Raw genomic sequence first — 16,567 nt, 5'->3', positions numbered from 1 at the left:
CGCCTCATGCCCCCTTCGCGGTCGTCGGTTCCGGCGGAGCGGGCTCCGCGGGCACCGGCTTCGTCCGCCGCGCCGCCCGCGGCGCGCGCGTCGCCCGCGTCCACGGGGTGAGCAGCCGCTGCACGCCGAGCAGCAGCAGGTCCGCCACCAGGGCGAGCAGGACGCACAGCACGGAGGCCGTGAGCACCTGGGCCTTGAAGGAGCTGTTGACCGCCGGGGCGATGAGGTTGCCCAGGCCGCCCTTGCCGACGATGGAGCCGACGGTGGTCAGCGCCACCGTGGACACCGTGGCGATCCGCACCCCGGCGAGCAGCGCGGGCAGCGCCAGCGGCAGTTCGACCCGCCACAGCAGCCGCCCCGGCCCGTACCCCATGCCGCGCGCGGCCTCCCGTACCTCCTCGGGGACCGCTTCCAGGCCGGCCATCGCGTTGCGGACCAGGATGGTCAGCGAGTACAGCACCAGCCCGGTCACCACGAGCGCGGCCGACAGCCCGAACAGCGGCAGCAGCAGGGAGAACATGGCGAGCGAGGGGACCGTGTAGAGCAGGGTGGTCAGGCCCAGCACGGGCGCGGCCCAGCGGCGGCCGCGGCGGGCCAGCAGGGCCAGCGGCAGGGACACGGCGAGGCCGATAAGCACCGACACCCCCGTGATCCACACATGTTGGACCGTGGCGTCGGTGAGCTCCTGGGAGCGGGACGTGACGTAGTCCCAGCAGATCCAGTCGTTCGCCACCAGGCAGTTCTGCCCGGCCATGTCCTCACCCCCTGCCGCCGCTGCGTACACCCGTCCGAACGGGCACGGCCAAGAGCGACCATAACCCCCGGGACGGACAATGGCCGGAAACCTTCGCACCGGGGTAATACTCCTGTCACAAACAACCCGCGGCGTGTGGGGGAGGATGGCCATGTGATCCGATTCGAGCATGTGACCAAGCGCTACCCCGACGGGACCACGGCCGTCGAGGACCTGTCCTTCGAGGTGGCGGAGGGTGAGCTGGTCACGCTCGTGGGCCCGTCCGGCTGCGGCAAGACGACCACGATGAAGATGGTCAACCGGCTCATCGAGCCGACCTCCGGCCGGATCCTGCTGGGCGGCGAGGACATCGCGAGCGCCGACCCCGTGGAGCTGCGCCGCCGCATCGGGTACGTCATCCAGCAGGTCGGGCTGTTCCCGCACAAGACGGTGCTGGAGAACACCGCGACCGTCCCGCAGCTGATCGGCACCCCCAAGGCCAAGGCCCGCGCCCGGGCGGCCGAGCTCCTCGAACTGGTGGGGCTGGACCCGGCCGTGTACGGCGGCCGGTACCCGGAGCAGCTGTCCGGCGGGCAGCGCCAGCGCGTCGGCGTCGCACGGGCACTGGCGGCCGATCCGCCGGTGCTGCTGATGGACGAGCCCTTCGGGGCGGTGGACCCGGTGGTCCGCGAGCGGCTCCAGAACGAGTTCCTGGCGCTCCAGCGGACGGTGCGCAAGACGATCCTGCTGGTCACGCACGACCTGGAGGAGGCGATCCGGCTCGGCGACCGCATCGCCGTCTACGGCTCCGGCACCATCGAGCAGTTCGCCCGCCCGGCCGCCGTACTGGGCGCGCCGGCCACCGAGTACGTGGCCTCCTTCGTCGGCGCGGACCGGGGCCTGAAGCGGCTCGCGGTCACCCCGGTGGAGCGGGCCGACCTGGCGCAGGGGCAGGCCGACGGGAAAGCCCCCACCGCCGCAGTGGCGCTGGGGGCGAGTCTGCGCGAGGCGCTCGCGCTGCTGCTGCAGGAGGACTCCGGCCGGATCGGGGTCACGGACCCGGACTCCGGCGAGCTGGTCGGCGTACTGACCCCGGAGGGGGTCCACCGGGCGCTGCGCCGGGCCCAACTGCAAGAGGCGTAGGGGGACCTGGGCCGGGCCCGGTCCCCGCGTCGAGCCGGGGCCGGGCGTCAGGCCTGGATGCGGTTGCTCATCCACACCAGCATCGGCGGGATCTCGCGGCGCCAGGTGTTGAAGTTGTGGCCGCCGCTGTCGAGGATGATCGAGGAGACCCGGTCCGGGCCCTTGACCAGCTTGATGAACTTCTTGGTGTCGTCGAGGTTGGGCTCGCCCGTCTCGCTGCTGGTGACCAGGAAGGACGTACCGGTCGGCTTCTTGTGCTCGATGCTGTGCAGGACGTCCGCGCGCTTCTTCAGCTTGTCGTCGCCCTGGAACAGGTTGCCGGTCGTCGCGTCGTTTGCCGCGTCGTAGTACGCGGACAGACCCACGGCGGCGCCGAAGGTCTGCGGGTAGTGCGCGGCGATCTTCAGGGCGCAGTAGCCGCCCGTCGAGTTCCCGATGAAGCCCATGTTCTGCGGCTTCTTGCCGACCCGGAAGGTGTCCTGGATGGCCTGCGGCAGGTCCTCGGCGAAGAAGGTCTCCGTCTGCGGTCCGCCGGGTATGTCCACGCACTCGGTGTCACGCGGCGGCGCGACGGTCGGCCGCAGCATCACCAGGATCATCGGCTTCATCTTGCCCGCCTTGGCCTGCTTGAAGGCCGTCATCGGGTAGTTCAGCCCTTTGATCAGGTTCTCGGCGGTGCCCGGGTAGCCCGTCAGCACGATGGAGGCCGGAAAGTTCTGCTCCTTGTGCTGCGGCTGGAAGTACTCCGGCGGCAGCCACACGTAGCCGGGGCTCGTTATTTTCGACTTCTGCCCGGTTATGGCAACCTTCAGGATCTGTCCGCCGACCTGGGGCTGGGCCCCGCCCGGCACGTCGAGCTTCTGCTTGTCGACGACCTTGATGTCCTTGCTGCTCATGGAGTGGTCCACGACCTTGCCGACAGATGTCTGCTGGCCGAACAGGTCCGCCCACGAGCCGTAGAAGGAGAAGGACTTGTTCGCCGCCAGACCCACGGCCGAGAACAGTGCCAGCTGGGTCGCGAGGAGGAGCCCGATCCGGCCGAGCAGCGCACGCCAGGTGCGGCCCGAGAGCCGGGGCCAGAACCACACCGTGGCTGCGAAGAGCAGCACACCGGCGATGATGGCCAGCGCCAGAACCGTATTACTGGTGAGACCCATGAGCAGTCAGTCGACTTTCTGATGGCAGGACTAGTTTTTCTCGGCGGAAGAGTGAACCCGCTCGACCCCGATGTCGTCCTAGTGGACGCACCACACTCCGGAGGCTGTCGCGGCCTTCGGCCACATGATCTCTCGCGGAGCAACGGGAAGCGATGTCTAGCAGGATAGATGGCGATAAGTCGGGACAGGTTCCGAAGCAGGTCCGCCGAATCTTCCGCGGCCCACGACCGGAGTCGGTGCCCGGGCTGGTAGGTACGGCCGTCATGATCGTCGGCCTTCTGGACATCGCGGCGGGAGTGTTCCCGCGGTTCCGGCACAGCCGGATCCACGCGGTCACCGAGGTGCTGCCCGGTTCGCTGGGCCCGTTCGCAGCCGCCCTCGCCATCAGCGCGGGCGTGCTCCTCCTCCTTCTCGCGCACGGACTCAAGCGCCGCAAGCGCCGCGCCTGGCGGGCCGCCGTCGTGCTGATCCCGGCCGGGGCCGTGGCGCAGTTCATGTACCGGCACTCGGTCATCAGCGTGGTCATCGCCGCGGTGCTCCTGGGGCTCATCGTGCGCCACCAGGGTGAATTCAAGGCGCTGCCGGACCCGCGCAGCCGCTGGAAGGCGCTGGCCAACTTCGTGCTGATGAGCGCCGGCTCCATCGGCCTCGGTCTCGTCATCGTCAACTCCCACCCGAGCCGCGTCGTCGGCCATCCGGGTATTTACGAGCAGATCAGCCACGTCGTGTACGGGCTCTTCGGCATGGAGGGACCGGTCGACTACTCCGGCCGGGTCTCCTGGACCGTGGGCTACTCGCTCGGCGCCCTCGGCATGCTGACCGCGCTCACCACCATCTACCTGGCCTTCCGCCCCGAGCACCCGGCCGCCCGGCTGACCGCCGACGACGAGACGAAGCTGCGCGAGCTGCTCGCCAAGCACGGCGGACGCGACTCGCTGGGCCACTTCGCGCTCCGCCGCGACAAGGCCGTCGTCTTCTCCCCCAGCGGCAAGGCGGCCGTCACCTACCGCGTCGTCTCCGGTGTGATGCTCGCCTCCGGCGACCCCATCGGCGACGTCGAGGCCTGGCCCGGCGCCATCGAGCGGTTCATGGAGGAGGCCAAGGCCCACTCCTGGACCCCGGCCGTCGTGGGCTGCAGCGAGACCGGCGGCGAGGTCTGGACCCGCGAGACCGGGCTGGACGCCCTCGAGCTCGGCGACGAGGCGATCGTCGACGTCAAAGACTTCTCGCTCACCGGCCGCCCCATGCGCAACGTCCGCCAGATGGTGAAGCGCATCGAGCGCAACGGCTACACCACCAAGGTCCGCCGCGTCAGCGAGCTGACCGAGGAGGAGCTGGAGCAGGTCCGCGGCGCGGCCGTCGCCTGGCGCGGCACCGACACCGAGCGCGGCTTCTCCATGGCCCTGGGCCGCGTCGGCGACGAGGGCGACGGCGACTGCTTCATCGCCACCGCCCACCGGGTCGAGGAGGGCGACACCAGCCCGTTCGGCGACCTCAAGGCCATCCAGCACTTCGTGCCGTGGGGCAAGGACGGCATGTCGCTGGAGATGATGCGCCGCGACCGCGCCGCCGACCCGGGCATGAACGAGCTGCTGATCGTCGCCTCCCTGCAGCAGGCCCCCGAGCTGGGCATCGAGAAGGTCTCCCTGAACTTCGCGATGTTCCGCGCGGCCCTGGCCCGCGGCGAGAAGATCGGCGCCGGACCGGTCCTGCGCATGTGGCGCAGCCTGCTGGTCTTCCTGTCCCGCTGGTTCCAGATCGAGTCGCTGTACAAGTTCAACGAGAAGTTCCGCCCCCGCTGGGAGCCGCGCTTCATGGTCTACCGCAACAGCCGCGACCTGCCCCGCATCGGCTTCGCCGTGATGCAGGCCGAGGGCTTCGTCACGCTGGCCCTGCCCCGGCTGTTCGCCAGCCGCCGCCGTCCCAAGCCGGTCCGCACCTGCGCCCACACGCACCTGACCGCCCCGGTGCCGGCCCAGGCCAAGGCCGAGCGCGAGGTCCAGGTCGCGTAGACCCCGCCCGGGGGCCCGCCCACGGGTACGAAGCCCGGTCCGCCGCATCCCCGGCGGACCGGGCTTCGGCGTATGCGCCCGGCCCGGCGGCGGGCGGCGGGGGCGGCCGGGGCGGCCGCATACGGCCCGGCCACGGCCCCGGCCCTACCCTGGAGCCATGAACATCAAGCGCGGGGCCACCGGCAGGGGCCGGGTCGCAGGCCTGCCGGAATGGGACCGCTGCGGGGTCATGGGCGTCGTCAACGTCACCCCCGACTCCTTCTCCGACGGGGGGCGCTGGTTCGACACCACCGCCGCCGTCAAGCGCGGGCTCGACCTCGTCGCCCAGGGCGCCGACCTCGTCGACGTCGGCGGCGAGTCCACCCGCCCCGGCGCCACCCGCGTCGACGAGGAGGAGGAGCTGCGCCGCGTCGTGCCCGTGGTGCGCGGACTGGCCTCCGAGGGGGTCACCGTCTCCGTGGACACCATGCGCGCCTCCGTCGCCGCCCGGGCCGTGGCGGCCGGCGCCACGCTGGTCAACGACGTCAGCGGCGGCCTCGCCGACCCCGGCATGATCCCGGCCGTCGCCGCCGCCGAGGTGCCGTTCGTGGTGATGCACTGGCGCGGCTTCAGCGACGGCATGAACAAGCTCGCCGTGTACGAGGACGTCGTCGCCGAGGTCACCGCCGAGCTCCGGACCCGCATCGACGCCGTCGTGGCCGGCGGGATCGCCCCCGAGCGGCTCCTCGTCGACCCCGGGCTCGGCTTCGCGAAGATGGCCGAGCACGACCTGGCCCTGGTCGCCCACCTCCCCGAGCTGCGCGCCCTCGGCTTCCCGCTGCTGGTCGCCGCGTCGCGCAAACGATTCCTCGGCCGGATCCTGGCCAGCGCCGCCGACGCCGCCCCGCCCCCCGCCCGCGAGCGCGACGCCGCCACCGCCGCCGTCTCCGCCATCGCGGCCCACCAGGGGGCCTGGGCCGTACGGGTCCACGAGGTACGGGCGACCGCCGACGCGGTTCGGGTGGCCCGTGCCGTGGAAGGAGCGCTGTGACCATCGAACGAGAAGGAGCACGGTGAGCAGAACCGACATCGAAGCGGTCGACGAGGTCAACACGGCCTTCTACGAGGCCATGGAGCGGGGGGACTTCGACGCACTGTCGGCGCTCTGGCTCGAGGACGAGATCTCCTGCGTGCACCCGGGCTGGCCGGTGCTCTCCGGCCGCGGAGAGGTGCTGCGCTCGTACGCGCTGATCATGTCCCACACCGACTACATCCAGTTCTTCCTCACCGACACGAAGGTCGCCGTCATAGGTGACACCGCACTGGTGACCTGCACGGAGAACATCCTCAGCGGCGGGCCCGCGGAGGACGGCGGAGAGCTCGGCCCGCTCGTCGGCCAGCTGGTCGTCGCCACGAATGTGTTCCGACGCACATCGGAGGGCTGGCGGCTCTGGTCCCACCACGGTTCTCCCGTGCTGACGGACTCCGACGGGGACGAGGAAGAGGACTCCGCCTGACCCCACCGGCGGGGCCCGAGGTCTTTCGCAGGTAAATTCGAAGACGGACGACGCCGACCGCACTCGGCGCAGGCCCATGGATCCGGGGAGTCCCGGACCGGAAGCACCTACGAAAGCAGGAGTGATTCGCGTGGATCGTGTCGCGCTGCGCGGCCTCAAGGCTCGCGGGCACCACGGCGTCTTCCCCCGGGAACGCGAGGAAGGCCAGACCTTCATCGTCGACCTGGTGCTGCACATCGACACCCGCCCCGCGGCGGCCGACGACGACCTGGCGAAGACCGTGCACTACGGGGTCGTCGCCGAGGAGGTCGTCGACGTGGTCCAGGGAGAGCCCGTCGACCTGATCGAGACCCTCGCCGAGCGGATCGCCCAGCAGTGCCTCAAGCACGAAGCGGTGGCACAGGTGGAGGTGGTCGTGCACAAGCCGGACGCCCCCATCACCGTCCCCTTCGACGACGTGACCATCACGATCACCCGGAGCCGCGTGTGAACAACGGACTGAACGCCCAGAGCGACCCCACCGTCCAGCCGGTGCCCGCATCCGTCGTCGAGACGGTGGACGCGGCCGACACCACCCTCTCCAACCCCAAGTGGGCCGTCATCGCGCTCGGCGCGAACCTCGGCAACCGCCTGGAGACCCTCCAGGGCGCCATCGACGCCCTCGGGGACACCCCCGGCCTGCGGGTCAAGGCCGTCTCCCCGGTCTACGAGACCGAGCCGTGGGGCGTCGAGCCCGGCTCGCAGCCCTCGTACCTCAACGCGGTCGTCGCGCTGAAGACGACCCTGCCGCCGTCCTCGCTGCTGGAGCGCGGCCACGCCATCGAGGAGGCCTTCGACCGCGTCCGCGAGGAGCGCTGGGGCCCGCGCACGATCGACGTCGACATCGTGTCGTACGCCGACGTGGTCTCCGACGACCCGGTCCTCACCCTCCCGCACCCGCGGGCCCACCAGCGCGCCTTCGTCCTGGCCCCCTGGAACGACATCGACCCCGAGGCGCAGATCCCCGGCCGCGGCCCCGTCGCGGCGCTGCTGGCCGGAATCGGCCTGGCGGGCGTCACGCCGCGCCCGGATCTGGAACTCCGCCTGCCCGAGTAGTCGTTAACCTGTGGCGGGAGCCGAGGACGCCGACGAGTCCGCGGCGCGGAGAGCGGGGAACGGGTACGTGAAGCAACTGAGGCCGGCGGTCCTCGCGGGGATCTTCGTCGTCGCCGGGGTGCTGTCCTGGGCGGGCGCCCGGCTGTGGAACGCGTACGGGACCCTGCCGGGCGTTCCGCTCGCCGCGCCCATCGTGCTCGGCGCCATCGCGGTCGTCCTGCTGGCCACGGCCCTCTCGCTCCGCGCCCGCCTCAAGGCGCAGCGCGAGCGGCGGCCGGGCGCCAAGGGCGTGGAGCCGCTGATGGCGGCCCGCGCGGTCGTCTTCGGACAGGCCAGCGCCCTCGTGGCCGCCCTCGTGGCGGGCATGTACGGCGGTGTGGGCGTCTTCCTGCTGATGGACTCCCTCGACGTCCCCGCCCGCCGCGACCAGACCTGGTACGCGGGCTTCGCGGTCCTGGCGGGCGCGGCCGTCATCGCCGCCGCCCTCTTCCTGGAGCACGTCCTCAAGCTCCCGGAAGACGACGACACGGCCCCCCAGGCCCCCTCCCGCGCCTGACGGACCGGCCCCCGGCCGGGCGGGCCCGCCTTCGGGCGCGCGGTCAGCGCGCGATGATCAGGCTCATGGCCTCGTTGCGGGTGGCGGGGTCGCGCAGCTGGCCGCGGACCGCCGAGGTGATCGTCTTCGCACCGGGCTTGCGGACCCCGCGCATGGTCATGCACATGTGCTCGCACTCGACGACGACGATGACCCCGCGCGGCTCCAGGATCTCCATCAGGGAGTCCGCTATCTGCGTGGTCAGCCGCTCCTGCACCTGCGGGCGGCGGGCGAACACGTCGACCAGGCGGGCCAGCTTCGACAGCCCGGTGATCTTGCCGTCGGTGGACGGGATGTAGCCGACGTGCGCGACACCGTGGAACGGCACCAGGTGGTGCTCACAGTTCGACATGACCTCGATGTCCTTGACCAGGACCATCTCGTCGTGCCCCAGGTCGAACGTGGTCGTCAGAACCTCTTCGGGCTTCTGGTAGAGGCCGGCGAATATCTCCTTGTACGCGCGGGCCACGCGGGCCGGGGTTTCCAGGAGACCTTCGCGGTCCGGGTCCTCGCCGACCGCGATCAGGAGTTCGCGGACCGCCGCCTGGGCTCGCTTCTCGTCGAACTCGCCGATCGTGCCCTCGTCACCGGTCAGGGTCACTGGGTCGGTCATCTCTTCCTCGTTCCTCTGTGCACTGGCGCCTCACCGGCACGCAAAAGTGCCGCGCCCCCCAGGCTAGAACCTGGGGGGCGCGGCATCCATTCCGGGACGGTCCGGCCGAGGGCTACTCGGCGCGGTCCTCCGGCGCGGGGTCCTTCTCCACGGACACGGCCGGCGTGCCCGCCGAGGTGCCGTTCGCCGAGTTCGTCAGCTGGAGCTCCTTGGGAGAGAGCACCGGCGGACGGGTCGACGGGGTGCGGTGCGAGGAACCGGTCCACGCCGGGCGGGCCGGGCGCTTCACGATCGTCGAGAAGACCTCGGCGATCTCCTCCTTGCCCAGCGTCTCCTTCTCGAGGAGCGCGAGGACCAGGTTGTCGAGGACGTCGCGGTTCTCGACCAGGATCTCCCAGGCCTCGTTGTGCGCCGTCTCGATGAGCTTCTTGACCTCTTCGTCGACGAGCGCCGCGACCTCTTCCGAGTAGTCCCGCGGGTGCGACATCTCGCGGCCCAGGAACGGCTCGGTGTTGTCCCCGCCGAACTTGATCGCGCCGAGGCGCTCGGTCATGCCGTACTGGGTCACCATCGCGCGGGCCGTCGCCGTGGCCTTCTCGATGTCGTTCGCCGCGCCGGTCGTCGGGTCGTGGAAGACCAGCTCCTCGGCCGCGCGCCCGCCCAGCATGTACGCCAGCTGGTCGAGCATCTCGTTGCGCGTGGTCGAGTACTTGTCCTCGTCGGGCAGGACCATGGTGTAACCCAGGGCCCGGCCGCGGGACAGGATCGTGATCTTGTGGACCGGGTCGGAGTTCGGGGAGGCCGCCGCGACCAGGGCGTGACCGCCCTCGTGGTACGCGGTGATCTTCTTTTCCCGGTCCGACATGATCCGGGTCCGCTTCTGCGGGCCCGCCACGACGCGGTCGATCGCCTCGTCCAGCATGTGGTTGTCGATCAGCTTGCGGTCCGAGCGGGCGGTGAGGAGCGCCGCCTCGTTCAGGACGTTGGACAGATCGGCACCGGTGAAGCCGGGGGTGCGGCGGGCGACGGCCGAGAGGTCGACGTCCGGAGCGACCGGCTTGCCCTTCTGGTGGACCTTGAGGATCTCCAGACGGCCCTGCATGTCCGGACGGTCGACCGCGATCTGCCGGTCGAAGCGGCCCGGGCGCAGCAGCGCCGGGTCGAGGATGTCCGGGCGGTTCGTGGCGGCGATCAGGATGACGCCGCCCTTCACGTCGAAGCCGTCCATCTCGACGAGCAGCTGGTTCAGGGTCTGCTCGCGCTCGTCGTGGCCGCCGCCGAGGCCCGCACCGCGGTGCCGGCCGACGGCGTCGATCTCGTCGACGAAGACGATCGCCGGGGCGTTGGCCTTGGCCTGCTCGAACAGGTCGCGGACACGCGAGGCGCCGACACCGACGAACATCTCGACGAAGTCGGAACCGGAGATCGAGTAGAACGGGACGCCGGCCTCACCCGCGACGGCGCGGGCCAGCAGGGTCTTGCCGGTGCCGGGCGGGCCGTACAGCAGCACGCCCTTGGGGATCTTGGCCCCGACGGCCTGGAACTTGGCCGGCTCCTGCAGGAACTCCTTGATCTCGTGGAGTTCCTCGACGGCCTCGTCCGAGCCCGCGACGTCGGCGAACGTCGTCTTCGGGGTGTCCTTGGTGATGAGCTTGGCCTTGGACTTCCCGAAGTTCATCACCCGGGAGCCGCCGCCCTGCATCTGATTCATCAGGAACAGGAAGACGACGACGATGAGGACGAAGGGCAGCAGGGAGAGCAGCACGCTGAGGAACGGGCTGGTCTTGTCCGGGGAGACGGTGTACCCGTCCGGGATCTGACCGGCTTCGAACTTGGTCTGGAGGTTCTGGGCGAGCTGGACGCCCTGGTCCCCGATGTAGTTGGCCTGGAACTTGGTGCCGTCGTTGTCGCCGAGCTTCTGGTCCTTCTTCAGCTCGATCTTGATCATCTGGCTGTCACCGGTGGTGAGCTTGGCGCTCTCCACCTGGCCACTGTTGATCGCCTTGATGACCTCGCTGGTCTCCACCGACTTGTAGCCGCCGCCGGAGCCGACGACGTTCATCAACACGACCACGGCGAGGACGGCCAGCACGATCCACATGACCGGCCCACGGAAGTATCGCTTCACGTCCATCCATACGGGGCGCCAGGCGCCCCGTCCCTCCTGCCCGTAGGTAAATGCTGCTGTGAGTAAAGACTGTTCTTCGGAATGTACCCCTGTATTGTCACCCGCGGCCTCGTGGGACGGCTGACAGAACTGCTTTCCCCTGCTCCAACGGCAGGAATCGTTCCAGGGTTCCCCTGAGCGGGCCCCGGTCCGGGGCCCGATCGCGATCCGGGCGTCAGCCGCCGTAGACGTGCGGGGCGAGGGTGCCGACGAACGGCAGGTTGCGGTACTTCTCCGCGTAGTCGAGGCCGTAGCCGACGACGAACTCGTTCGGGATGTCGAACCCGACCCACTTCACGTCGATCGCGACCTTCGCGGCGTCGGGCTTGCGCAGCAGCGTGACGACCTCCAGCGAGGCCGGCTGGCGGGAGCCCAGGTTCGACAGCAGCCAGGACAGCGTCAGGCCCGAGTCGATGATGTCCTCGACGATCAGGACGTGCTTGTCCTTGATGTCGGTGTCCAGGTCCTTGAGGATCCGGACCACACCGGAGGACTGGGTCCCGGCGCCGTACGAGGACACCGCCATCCAGTCCATGGTGAGCGGGGTGGACAAGGCGCGCGCCAGGTCCGCCATCACCATCACCGCGCCCTTGAGGACGCCGACGATGAGCAGGTCCTTGCCCGCGTACTCCGCGTCGATCTTCGCGGCCAGCTCGGCCAGCTTCGCGTCGATCTCTTCCTTGGTGATGAGCACCGACTGGAGGTCGCTGCCCATGTCCTTCTCGTCCACCCGCATCACTTTCGTTTGCGGCCGGGGCTCCGGGGGTGCCCCCGGAGGACTCAGCCGTGTTTCAGCACCAATCAGCCCTGCCGGATGACAAGTCTGCCACCCTGCCGCTGAGCCTCGACCCGGCCGGGCAGGTTGATGGCGCCCTGGCCGCGCCATCCGGTGATGAGCCGGTCCACTTCCTCGATGTGACGGGCGAAGAGGGAGCCCGCGGGGGAACCGGCCGCGACCACGGCCCTGCGCAGCACGCGGCGGCGGACGGCCGGGGGCAGGGCGTACAGCTTGGCGCACTCCAGCCGGCCGTCCGCGTCCCGTACGCCGGCCTCGGCCTCGGCGGCCCAGGAGTCGAGGGCGTCGGCGTCGTCGCGGGACAGCTGGGCGGTGCGGGCCAGCGCCTCGACCACTCCCTTGCCCAGCGCCTTCTCGAGGGCGGGCAGCCCCTCGTGGCGCAGCCGGGAGCGGGTGTAGGCGGGGTCGATGTTGTGCGGGTCGTCCCAGACCGGCAGCGACTGGACCATGCAGGCCTTGCGGGCGGTCTGCCGGTCGATCTGCAGGAAGGGGCGGCGGTAGCGGTGGCTGCGGCCCGGGCCGCCGGACACCTCGGCCATGCCGGACAGCGAGCGGATCCCGGAGCCGCGGGCGAGGCCCAGCAGGACGGTTTCGGCTTGATCGTCCCGGGTGTGGCCGAGCAGTACGGCGGCGGCGCCCAGGCGGTCGGCGGCCTCGTCCAGTGCGCCGTAGCGGGCGTCGCGGGCGGCGGCCTCGGGTCCTCCGTCACGGCCGACGCGCACGGAGACGGACTCCACCGGGTCGAGGCGGAGCGCGGTCATGCGGGTGACGACCTCGGCGGCGCGCAGGTCGGAGCCGGCCTGGAGCCCGTGGTCGACGGTGATGCCGCCGGCCCGGATGCCCAGCTTGGGCGCCTCGAAGGCCAGGGCGGAGGCGAGGGCCATCGAGTCGGCGCCGCCTGAGCAGGCGACGAGTACGAGTGGCAGCGTGCCGGCCGCGGCGGCGGGAATCCCCCCGGACGGGTTCGGGGAGTGGCCGGCGGGACGGTCGGTGAGGTCGGTGAGGACGTCGTGGAGTACGCGGCGGACCGCCAGGCGTATCGCCGCGACCGCAGGATGGGGACCCATGTCCGGTGCCCTTCGGTGGAGTTCGGATGCCTCGAAGGCTGGGGGTGTGGTGCTGGAACGGCTGCTGTTCGGTGCTGTTCGACGCTGCCCGGTGCCCCGGCCCCCGTGAGGAGCCCCCCGCTGGGAGCCCCCGCGAGATGAGGGTTGTCACTCAGAGTGCGTCGATGGTGACAGAACCGAGCCGTTCCCTGAGCATCGCACGCCCTTCCACGCCCCACGGTCCCTCGGACGGGTGACGCTTCTTCCCCCAGTGAGACATGTTTACGCCCCCTGAGTCACCCCCCTTCGCTTCTATTCGCCCTTGCGGTGCACCCGCGCGACCCAGTCCGCGGGCTTGGCGATCTCCGCCTTCGTCGGCAGTGTGTTCGGCGAGGTCCAGACCCGGTTGAAGCCGTCCATGCCGACCTGGCCGACGACGGCCCGTACGAAGCGCTCGCCGTCGCGGTACTGGCGCAGCTTGGCGTCGAGCCCCAGCAGCTTGCGCAGCGCGGCGTCGAGCCGTCCCGCGCCGCTGGCCCGGCGCTGCTGGAACTTCTCGCGGATCTCGGCGACCGAGGGCACCACGGCGGGGCCGACGCCGTCCATGACGTAGTCGGCGTGGCCCTCCAGCAGGGACATGACGGCGGTCAGGCGGCCGAGCACCTCGCGCTGCTCGGGGGTCTGGACGAGCTCGACCAGCGAGCGGCCCTCGTCGCCCTGATCGGAGTCGGGGCGGGCGCCGGCGAAGGACTGGGCGGCCTCGCGCAGCCGCTCCAGGACGGTCGCCGGGTCCACCTCGGTGGCGCCGAGGAACGTCTGGATCTCGCCCTCGAGGTGGTCGCGCAGCCAGGGGACGGCCGTGAACTGCGTACGGTGCGTCTCCTCGTGCAGGCAGACCCACAGCCGGAAGTCGTGCGGGCGCACGTCCAGCTCGCGCTCGACGTGGACGATGTTCGGGGCGACGAGCAGCAGCCGGCCGCCGCCCGCGGCGGAGCCCGGCAGGTCGCGCCCGGCCGGGGCGAAGGTCTCGTACTGGCCGAGCACGCGGGAGGCCAGGAAGCTGAGCAGCATGCCCAGCTCGACGCCGGTGACCTTGCCGCCGACCGCGCCGAGGACGGCGCCCGCGGGGGCGCCGGCGCGGCGGTCCTGCATCTTGCCGAGCAGCGGGGCGAGGATCTCGCGGAAGCCGGCGACGTTGGCCCTGATCCAGCCGGCCCGGTCGACGACCAGGACGGGGGTGTCGGGGACGGTGATCCCCTCCGGGATCATCCGGGTGAACTCGCGGACGTGGCGTTCGGAGGTCTTCGCATGCCCGCGCAGCTCCGCCACCACGGCTCGGGCCTCGTCGCGGCTGACCTCGGGACCCGGCCGGACCAGCCGGGTCGCGGTCGCCACCGCGAGATTCCAGTCGACCATCTCGGCACCACCGATGCTCGTCATGCGTCAACGGTACGTGGACCGGCGCCGCGGCGGAGCCCCTCGGAGGTGCTACGAAGCGCGGGCGACGGCCGCGGCGAGCTTGTCGAGGCCCTTCTCCGCGGCCCCGGAGTCGGGGGTGTTGGCGGTCAGGAACGCGAAGGCGAGCAGTCGCCCGGAGGGGTCGACGACGGTTCCGGCGAGGGAGTTCACGCCGCTCAGGGTGCCCGTCTTGGCCCGGACCAGGCCGGCCGCCGGGGAGGTGCCGGCGTTGCGGCTGCGCAGGGTCCCGGTGAATCCGGCGACGGGCAGGCCCGTGAGCACGGGCCGCAGCTCCGGCCGCTGCGGGTCGGCGGCCTTGGCGAGGAGTCCGGTGAGCAGCCCGGTGCTGATCCTGTCGGCGCGGCCCAGGCCGCTGCCGTCGGCGAAGCGGGAGCCGGAGGTGTCGACGCCGAGGGCGGTCAGCCGGCCGGTGACGGCCTTCTCGGCGCCCTCGAAGCTGGCGGGCTGCCCGGAGGCGAGGGCGGTCTGGCGGGCGAGGACCTCGGCGATGTCGTTGTCGCTGTTGGTCAGCATCCGCTCGACGAGCCCGGCGAGCGGGGTGGAGAGGGTGGTGGCCAGCGGCTGGACCCCGGCGGGCGCCTTGGCCCGGGCCGGGTCGGCGGTGACCTTGACGCCCCGGTCCCCCAGCAGGGCGGCGAAGGAGCGCGCCGTCTCCCGGGCGGGGTCCTCGACCCGGTCGACGGGGCCGGAGGTGGAGTCGTCGGTGCGGCCCTCGTCGGCCGCCAGGGCGGTGACCAGGGCGATGTTGGGGTTCTCGCCGATCGGGTGGCGGGCGGGGCCGGTGAAGAGGGTGTCGTCGTAGCCGAGGCGCACGGAGTCGGTGCCGGCTGCCTTGAGGGCCTGGGCGGTGTCGGCGGCGAGGGCGACGAGGCTGCCGCCGGATCCGGCGGGGTTCTTCTTCTTGGCCGTGAGGGAGGGGTCTCCGCCGCCGACCAGGACGATCTCCCCGGGGGCGGCACCCGGGACCACGGTGGTCCGGATCCGGTGCTCGGGGCCGAGCGCTTCGAGCGCCGCCACCGCGGTGGCGATCTTGGTGGTGGAGGCGGGGGTCATGGCCTCGCGCGGCCCGGACTCGAAGAGCACCTGGCCGGTGGCGGTGTCGACCACCGAGGCCGTACGGACGCTCCCGAGCGCGGGGTCGGCCAGCAGCGGCCGCAGCACCTCGGCGAGCCGCCCCGGATCGGCGGCCGCGACCCCGCTGCCGGCCGTGCGCGCGGCGCCCGGGCCGATCCCGGAGAGCACCCCGGGGGCGCTGGGCGCGGCCTGCGGCAGGAGTCCCGCGCCGCGGTCGCCGCCGTGATCTGTGCCACCCGTAAGGCCCCGGGAGGCGGCCCTGTCCCGCTCGGCCTTACGCTGGCCGGAGTCCCAAGGACCGGCGGCGGCCACCGCAGCCACCGACAGGGCGAGGCCGGCGACGGCCGACACCGCGATGAGCTGCCACGTCTTGACCAATGGCACCTCGGACCAGCCCCTTTCGCGATCACACATATGCGTGAGGGACACTTAACCACTGCGTCTTGCCGCGAGCATGGCACCCCACCCGGCAGGGGTCGGGCCGGACCCGCGCGCAGATGAATCAATGCAGTCCCGAAGCAATGAAGCTGATCATGGAGGAGCAGGACGTGGAGTTCGACGTCACCATCGAGATCCCCAAGGGTTCGCGGAACAAGTACGAGGTGGACCACGAGACCGGCCGGATCCGTCTGGACCGTCGCCTCTTCACCTCCACCAGCTACCCGGCGGACTACGGCTTCGTCGAGAACACCCTCGGTGAGGACGGCGACCCGCTGGACGCCCTCGTCATCCTGGACGAGCCCACCTTCCCGGGCTGCCTGATCAAGTGCCGCGCGATCGGCATGTTCAACATGACCGACGAGGCGGGCGGCGACGCCAAGCTCCTCTGCGTGCCGGCCTCGGACCCGCGCGTGGAGCACCTGCGCGACATCCACCACGTGTCGGAGTTCGACCGCCTGGAGATCCAGCACTTCTTCGAGGTCTACAAGGACCTGGAGCCGGGCAAGTCGGTCGAGGGCGCCAACTGGGTCGGCCGCGCCGAGGCCGAGGCCGAGATCGAGGCCTCCTTCAAGCGCCTCGAGGCGCAGGGCGGCCACCACTGAGTCCGCTCAGCCCCTGAAGGACAGAAACGGGCGGTACCCCTTCACCGAGGGGGTACCGCCCGTTCGTCGTCTGGTTTCGCCGAGGACGAAACGGTTCCGCATACTGATACCCGGGCTG

General features: G+C 71.2%; 16 protein-coding genes. 8 read left to right on the top strand and 8 right to left on the bottom strand.

Annotated elements, in window-relative coordinates:
* Window positions 1-4: 4 nt before the first annotated feature.
* Complete coding sequence (locus ACFYZS_RS12255; protein WP_389010081.1) at window positions 5-754, bottom strand: ABC transporter permease; 750 nt, start codon at window positions 752-754, stop codon at window positions 5-7.
* Window positions 755-907: 153 nt separating this feature from the next.
* Here ACFYZS_RS12255 and ACFYZS_RS12250 point away from each other — a divergent pair, with 153 nt between their 5' ends.
* A complete protein-coding gene (locus tag ACFYZS_RS12250; RefSeq protein ID WP_389010078.1) occupies window positions 908-1,876 on the top strand; it encodes an ABC transporter ATP-binding protein in 969 nt (322 codons plus the stop codon).
* A gap of 47 nt (window positions 1,877-1,923) precedes the next feature.
* Here ACFYZS_RS12250 and ACFYZS_RS12245 read toward each other — a convergent pair whose 3' ends face one another.
* On the bottom strand, window positions 1,924-3,033 hold the full coding sequence (locus tag ACFYZS_RS12245) for an alpha/beta hydrolase (protein ID WP_389010075.1): 1,110 nt from the start codon (window positions 3,031-3,033) through the stop codon (window positions 1,924-1,926).
* Between the two features lie 152 nt (window positions 3,034-3,185).
* Between ACFYZS_RS12245 and ACFYZS_RS12240 the strand changes: the two genes are divergently transcribed.
* From ACFYZS_RS12240 to ACFYZS_RS12215, 6 genes are all read left to right on the top strand, one after another.
* A complete protein-coding gene (locus ACFYZS_RS12240) occupies window positions 3,186-5,045 on the top strand; it encodes a phosphatidylglycerol lysyltransferase domain-containing protein (RefSeq protein WP_389010072.1) in 1,860 nt (619 codons plus the stop codon).
* A gap of 157 nt (window positions 5,046-5,202) precedes the next feature.
* Window positions 5,203-6,075: a dihydropteroate synthase gene (folP, locus tag ACFYZS_RS12235; protein ID WP_389010069.1), complete on the top strand. Its 873-nt coding sequence runs from the start codon at window positions 5,203-5,205 to the stop codon at window positions 6,073-6,075.
* A gap of 22 nt (window positions 6,076-6,097) precedes the next feature.
* Window positions 6,098-6,541: a nuclear transport factor 2 family protein gene (locus tag ACFYZS_RS12230; protein ID WP_389010066.1), complete on the top strand. Its 444-nt coding sequence runs from the start codon at window positions 6,098-6,100 to the stop codon at window positions 6,539-6,541.
* Between the two features lie 130 nt (window positions 6,542-6,671).
* On the top strand, window positions 6,672-7,031 hold the full coding sequence (folB, locus tag ACFYZS_RS12225; RefSeq protein ID WP_030158540.1) for a dihydroneopterin aldolase: 360 nt from the start codon (window positions 6,672-6,674) through the stop codon (window positions 7,029-7,031).
* Window positions 7,028-7,636: a 2-amino-4-hydroxy-6-hydroxymethyldihydropteridine diphosphokinase gene (gene folK / locus ACFYZS_RS12220; protein WP_389010063.1), complete on the top strand. Its 609-nt coding sequence runs from the start codon at window positions 7,028-7,030 to the stop codon at window positions 7,634-7,636. The genes folB and folK overlap by 4 nt, the downstream gene beginning before the upstream one ends.
* Before the next feature lie 67 nt (window positions 7,637-7,703).
* Window positions 7,704-8,192, top strand: a complete 489-nt coding sequence (locus tag ACFYZS_RS12215; protein ID WP_389010060.1) for a DUF3180 domain-containing protein — start codon at window positions 7,704-7,706, stop codon at window positions 8,190-8,192.
* Window positions 8,193-8,235: 43 nt separating this feature from the next.
* On the opposite strand, the gene folE is transcribed toward ACFYZS_RS12215, so the two are convergent.
* From folE to dacB, 6 genes are all read right to left on the bottom strand, one after another.
* Complete coding sequence (folE, locus tag ACFYZS_RS12210; RefSeq protein WP_389010057.1) at window positions 8,236-8,844, bottom strand: GTP cyclohydrolase I FolE; 609 nt, start codon at window positions 8,842-8,844, stop codon at window positions 8,236-8,238.
* Window positions 8,845-8,956: 112 nt separating this feature from the next.
* Window positions 8,957-10,978: an ATP-dependent zinc metalloprotease FtsH gene (ftsH, locus tag ACFYZS_RS12205; protein ID WP_134072479.1), complete on the bottom strand. Its 2,022-nt coding sequence runs from the start codon at window positions 10,976-10,978 to the stop codon at window positions 8,957-8,959.
* A 208-nt stretch (window positions 10,979-11,186) separates the two neighbouring features.
* Window positions 11,187-11,747 (bottom strand): hypoxanthine phosphoribosyltransferase, encoded by a 561-nt coding sequence (gene hpt, locus ACFYZS_RS12200; protein WP_030158549.1) that lies wholly within the window; start codon window positions 11,745-11,747, stop codon window positions 11,187-11,189.
* A 65-nt stretch (window positions 11,748-11,812) separates the two neighbouring features.
* Window positions 11,813-12,874: a tRNA lysidine(34) synthetase TilS gene (gene tilS / locus ACFYZS_RS12195; protein WP_389010053.1), complete on the bottom strand. Its 1,062-nt coding sequence runs from the start codon at window positions 12,872-12,874 to the stop codon at window positions 11,813-11,815.
* Window positions 12,875-13,165: 291 nt separating this feature from the next.
* Window positions 13,166-14,293, bottom strand: coding sequence for a zinc-dependent metalloprotease (locus tag ACFYZS_RS12190; RefSeq protein WP_389010050.1), 1,128 nt, complete (start codon window positions 14,291-14,293; stop codon window positions 13,166-13,168).
* A 48-nt stretch (window positions 14,294-14,341) separates the two neighbouring features.
* Window positions 14,342-15,790, bottom strand: coding sequence for a D-alanyl-D-alanine carboxypeptidase/D-alanyl-D-alanine-endopeptidase (gene dacB, locus ACFYZS_RS12185; protein ID WP_389010047.1), 1,449 nt, complete (start codon window positions 15,788-15,790; stop codon window positions 14,342-14,344).
* A 164-nt stretch (window positions 15,791-15,954) separates the two neighbouring features.
* Between dacB and ACFYZS_RS12180 the strand changes: the two genes are divergently transcribed.
* Window positions 15,955-16,449 (top strand): inorganic diphosphatase, encoded by a 495-nt coding sequence (locus ACFYZS_RS12180; RefSeq protein WP_007264878.1) that lies wholly within the window; start codon window positions 15,955-15,957, stop codon window positions 16,447-16,449.
* Window positions 16,450-16,567: the final 118 nt, after the last annotated feature.

It is taken from the genome of Streptomyces sp. NPDC001903 (assembly GCF_042891345.1).
Taxonomy (GTDB): Bacteria; Actinomycetota; Actinomycetes; order Streptomycetales; family Streptomycetaceae; genus Streptomyces.
This window is presented reverse-complemented; position numbering and strand designations above follow the sequence as displayed.

What these genes read in the sequence shown, in the direction of transcription:
- ACFYZS_RS12190 (WP_389010050.1), bottom strand. Translation starts at nt 14,293, where the DNA reads ATGACGAGCATCGGTGGTGCCGAGATGGTCGACTGGAATCTCGCGGTG.
- folE (WP_389010057.1), bottom strand. Translation starts at nt 8,844, where the DNA reads ATGACCGACCCAGTGACCCTGACCGGTGACGAGGGCACGATCGGCGAG.
- hpt (WP_030158549.1), bottom strand. Translation starts at nt 11,747, where the DNA reads ATGCGGGTGGACGAGAAGGACATGGGCAGCGACCTCCAGTCGGTGCTC.
- folP (WP_389010069.1), top strand. Translation starts at nt 5,203, where the DNA reads ATGAACATCAAGCGCGGGGCCACCGGCAGGGGCCGGGTCGCAGGCCTG.
- ftsH (WP_134072479.1), bottom strand. Translation starts at nt 10,978, where the DNA reads ATGGACGTGAAGCGATACTTCCGTGGGCCGGTCATGTGGATCGTGCTG.
- ACFYZS_RS12255 (WP_389010081.1), bottom strand. Translation starts at nt 754, where the DNA reads ATGGCCGGGCAGAACTGCCTGGTGGCGAACGACTGGATCTGCTGGGAC.
- ACFYZS_RS12240 (WP_389010072.1), top strand. Translation starts at nt 3,186, where the DNA reads ATGTCTAGCAGGATAGATGGCGATAAGTCGGGACAGGTTCCGAAGCAG.
- ACFYZS_RS12245 (WP_389010075.1), bottom strand. Translation starts at nt 3,033, where the DNA reads ATGGGTCTCACCAGTAATACGGTTCTGGCGCTGGCCATCATCGCCGGT.
- tilS (WP_389010053.1), bottom strand. Translation starts at nt 12,874, where the DNA reads ATGGGTCCCCATCCTGCGGTCGCGGCGATACGCCTGGCGGTCCGCCGC.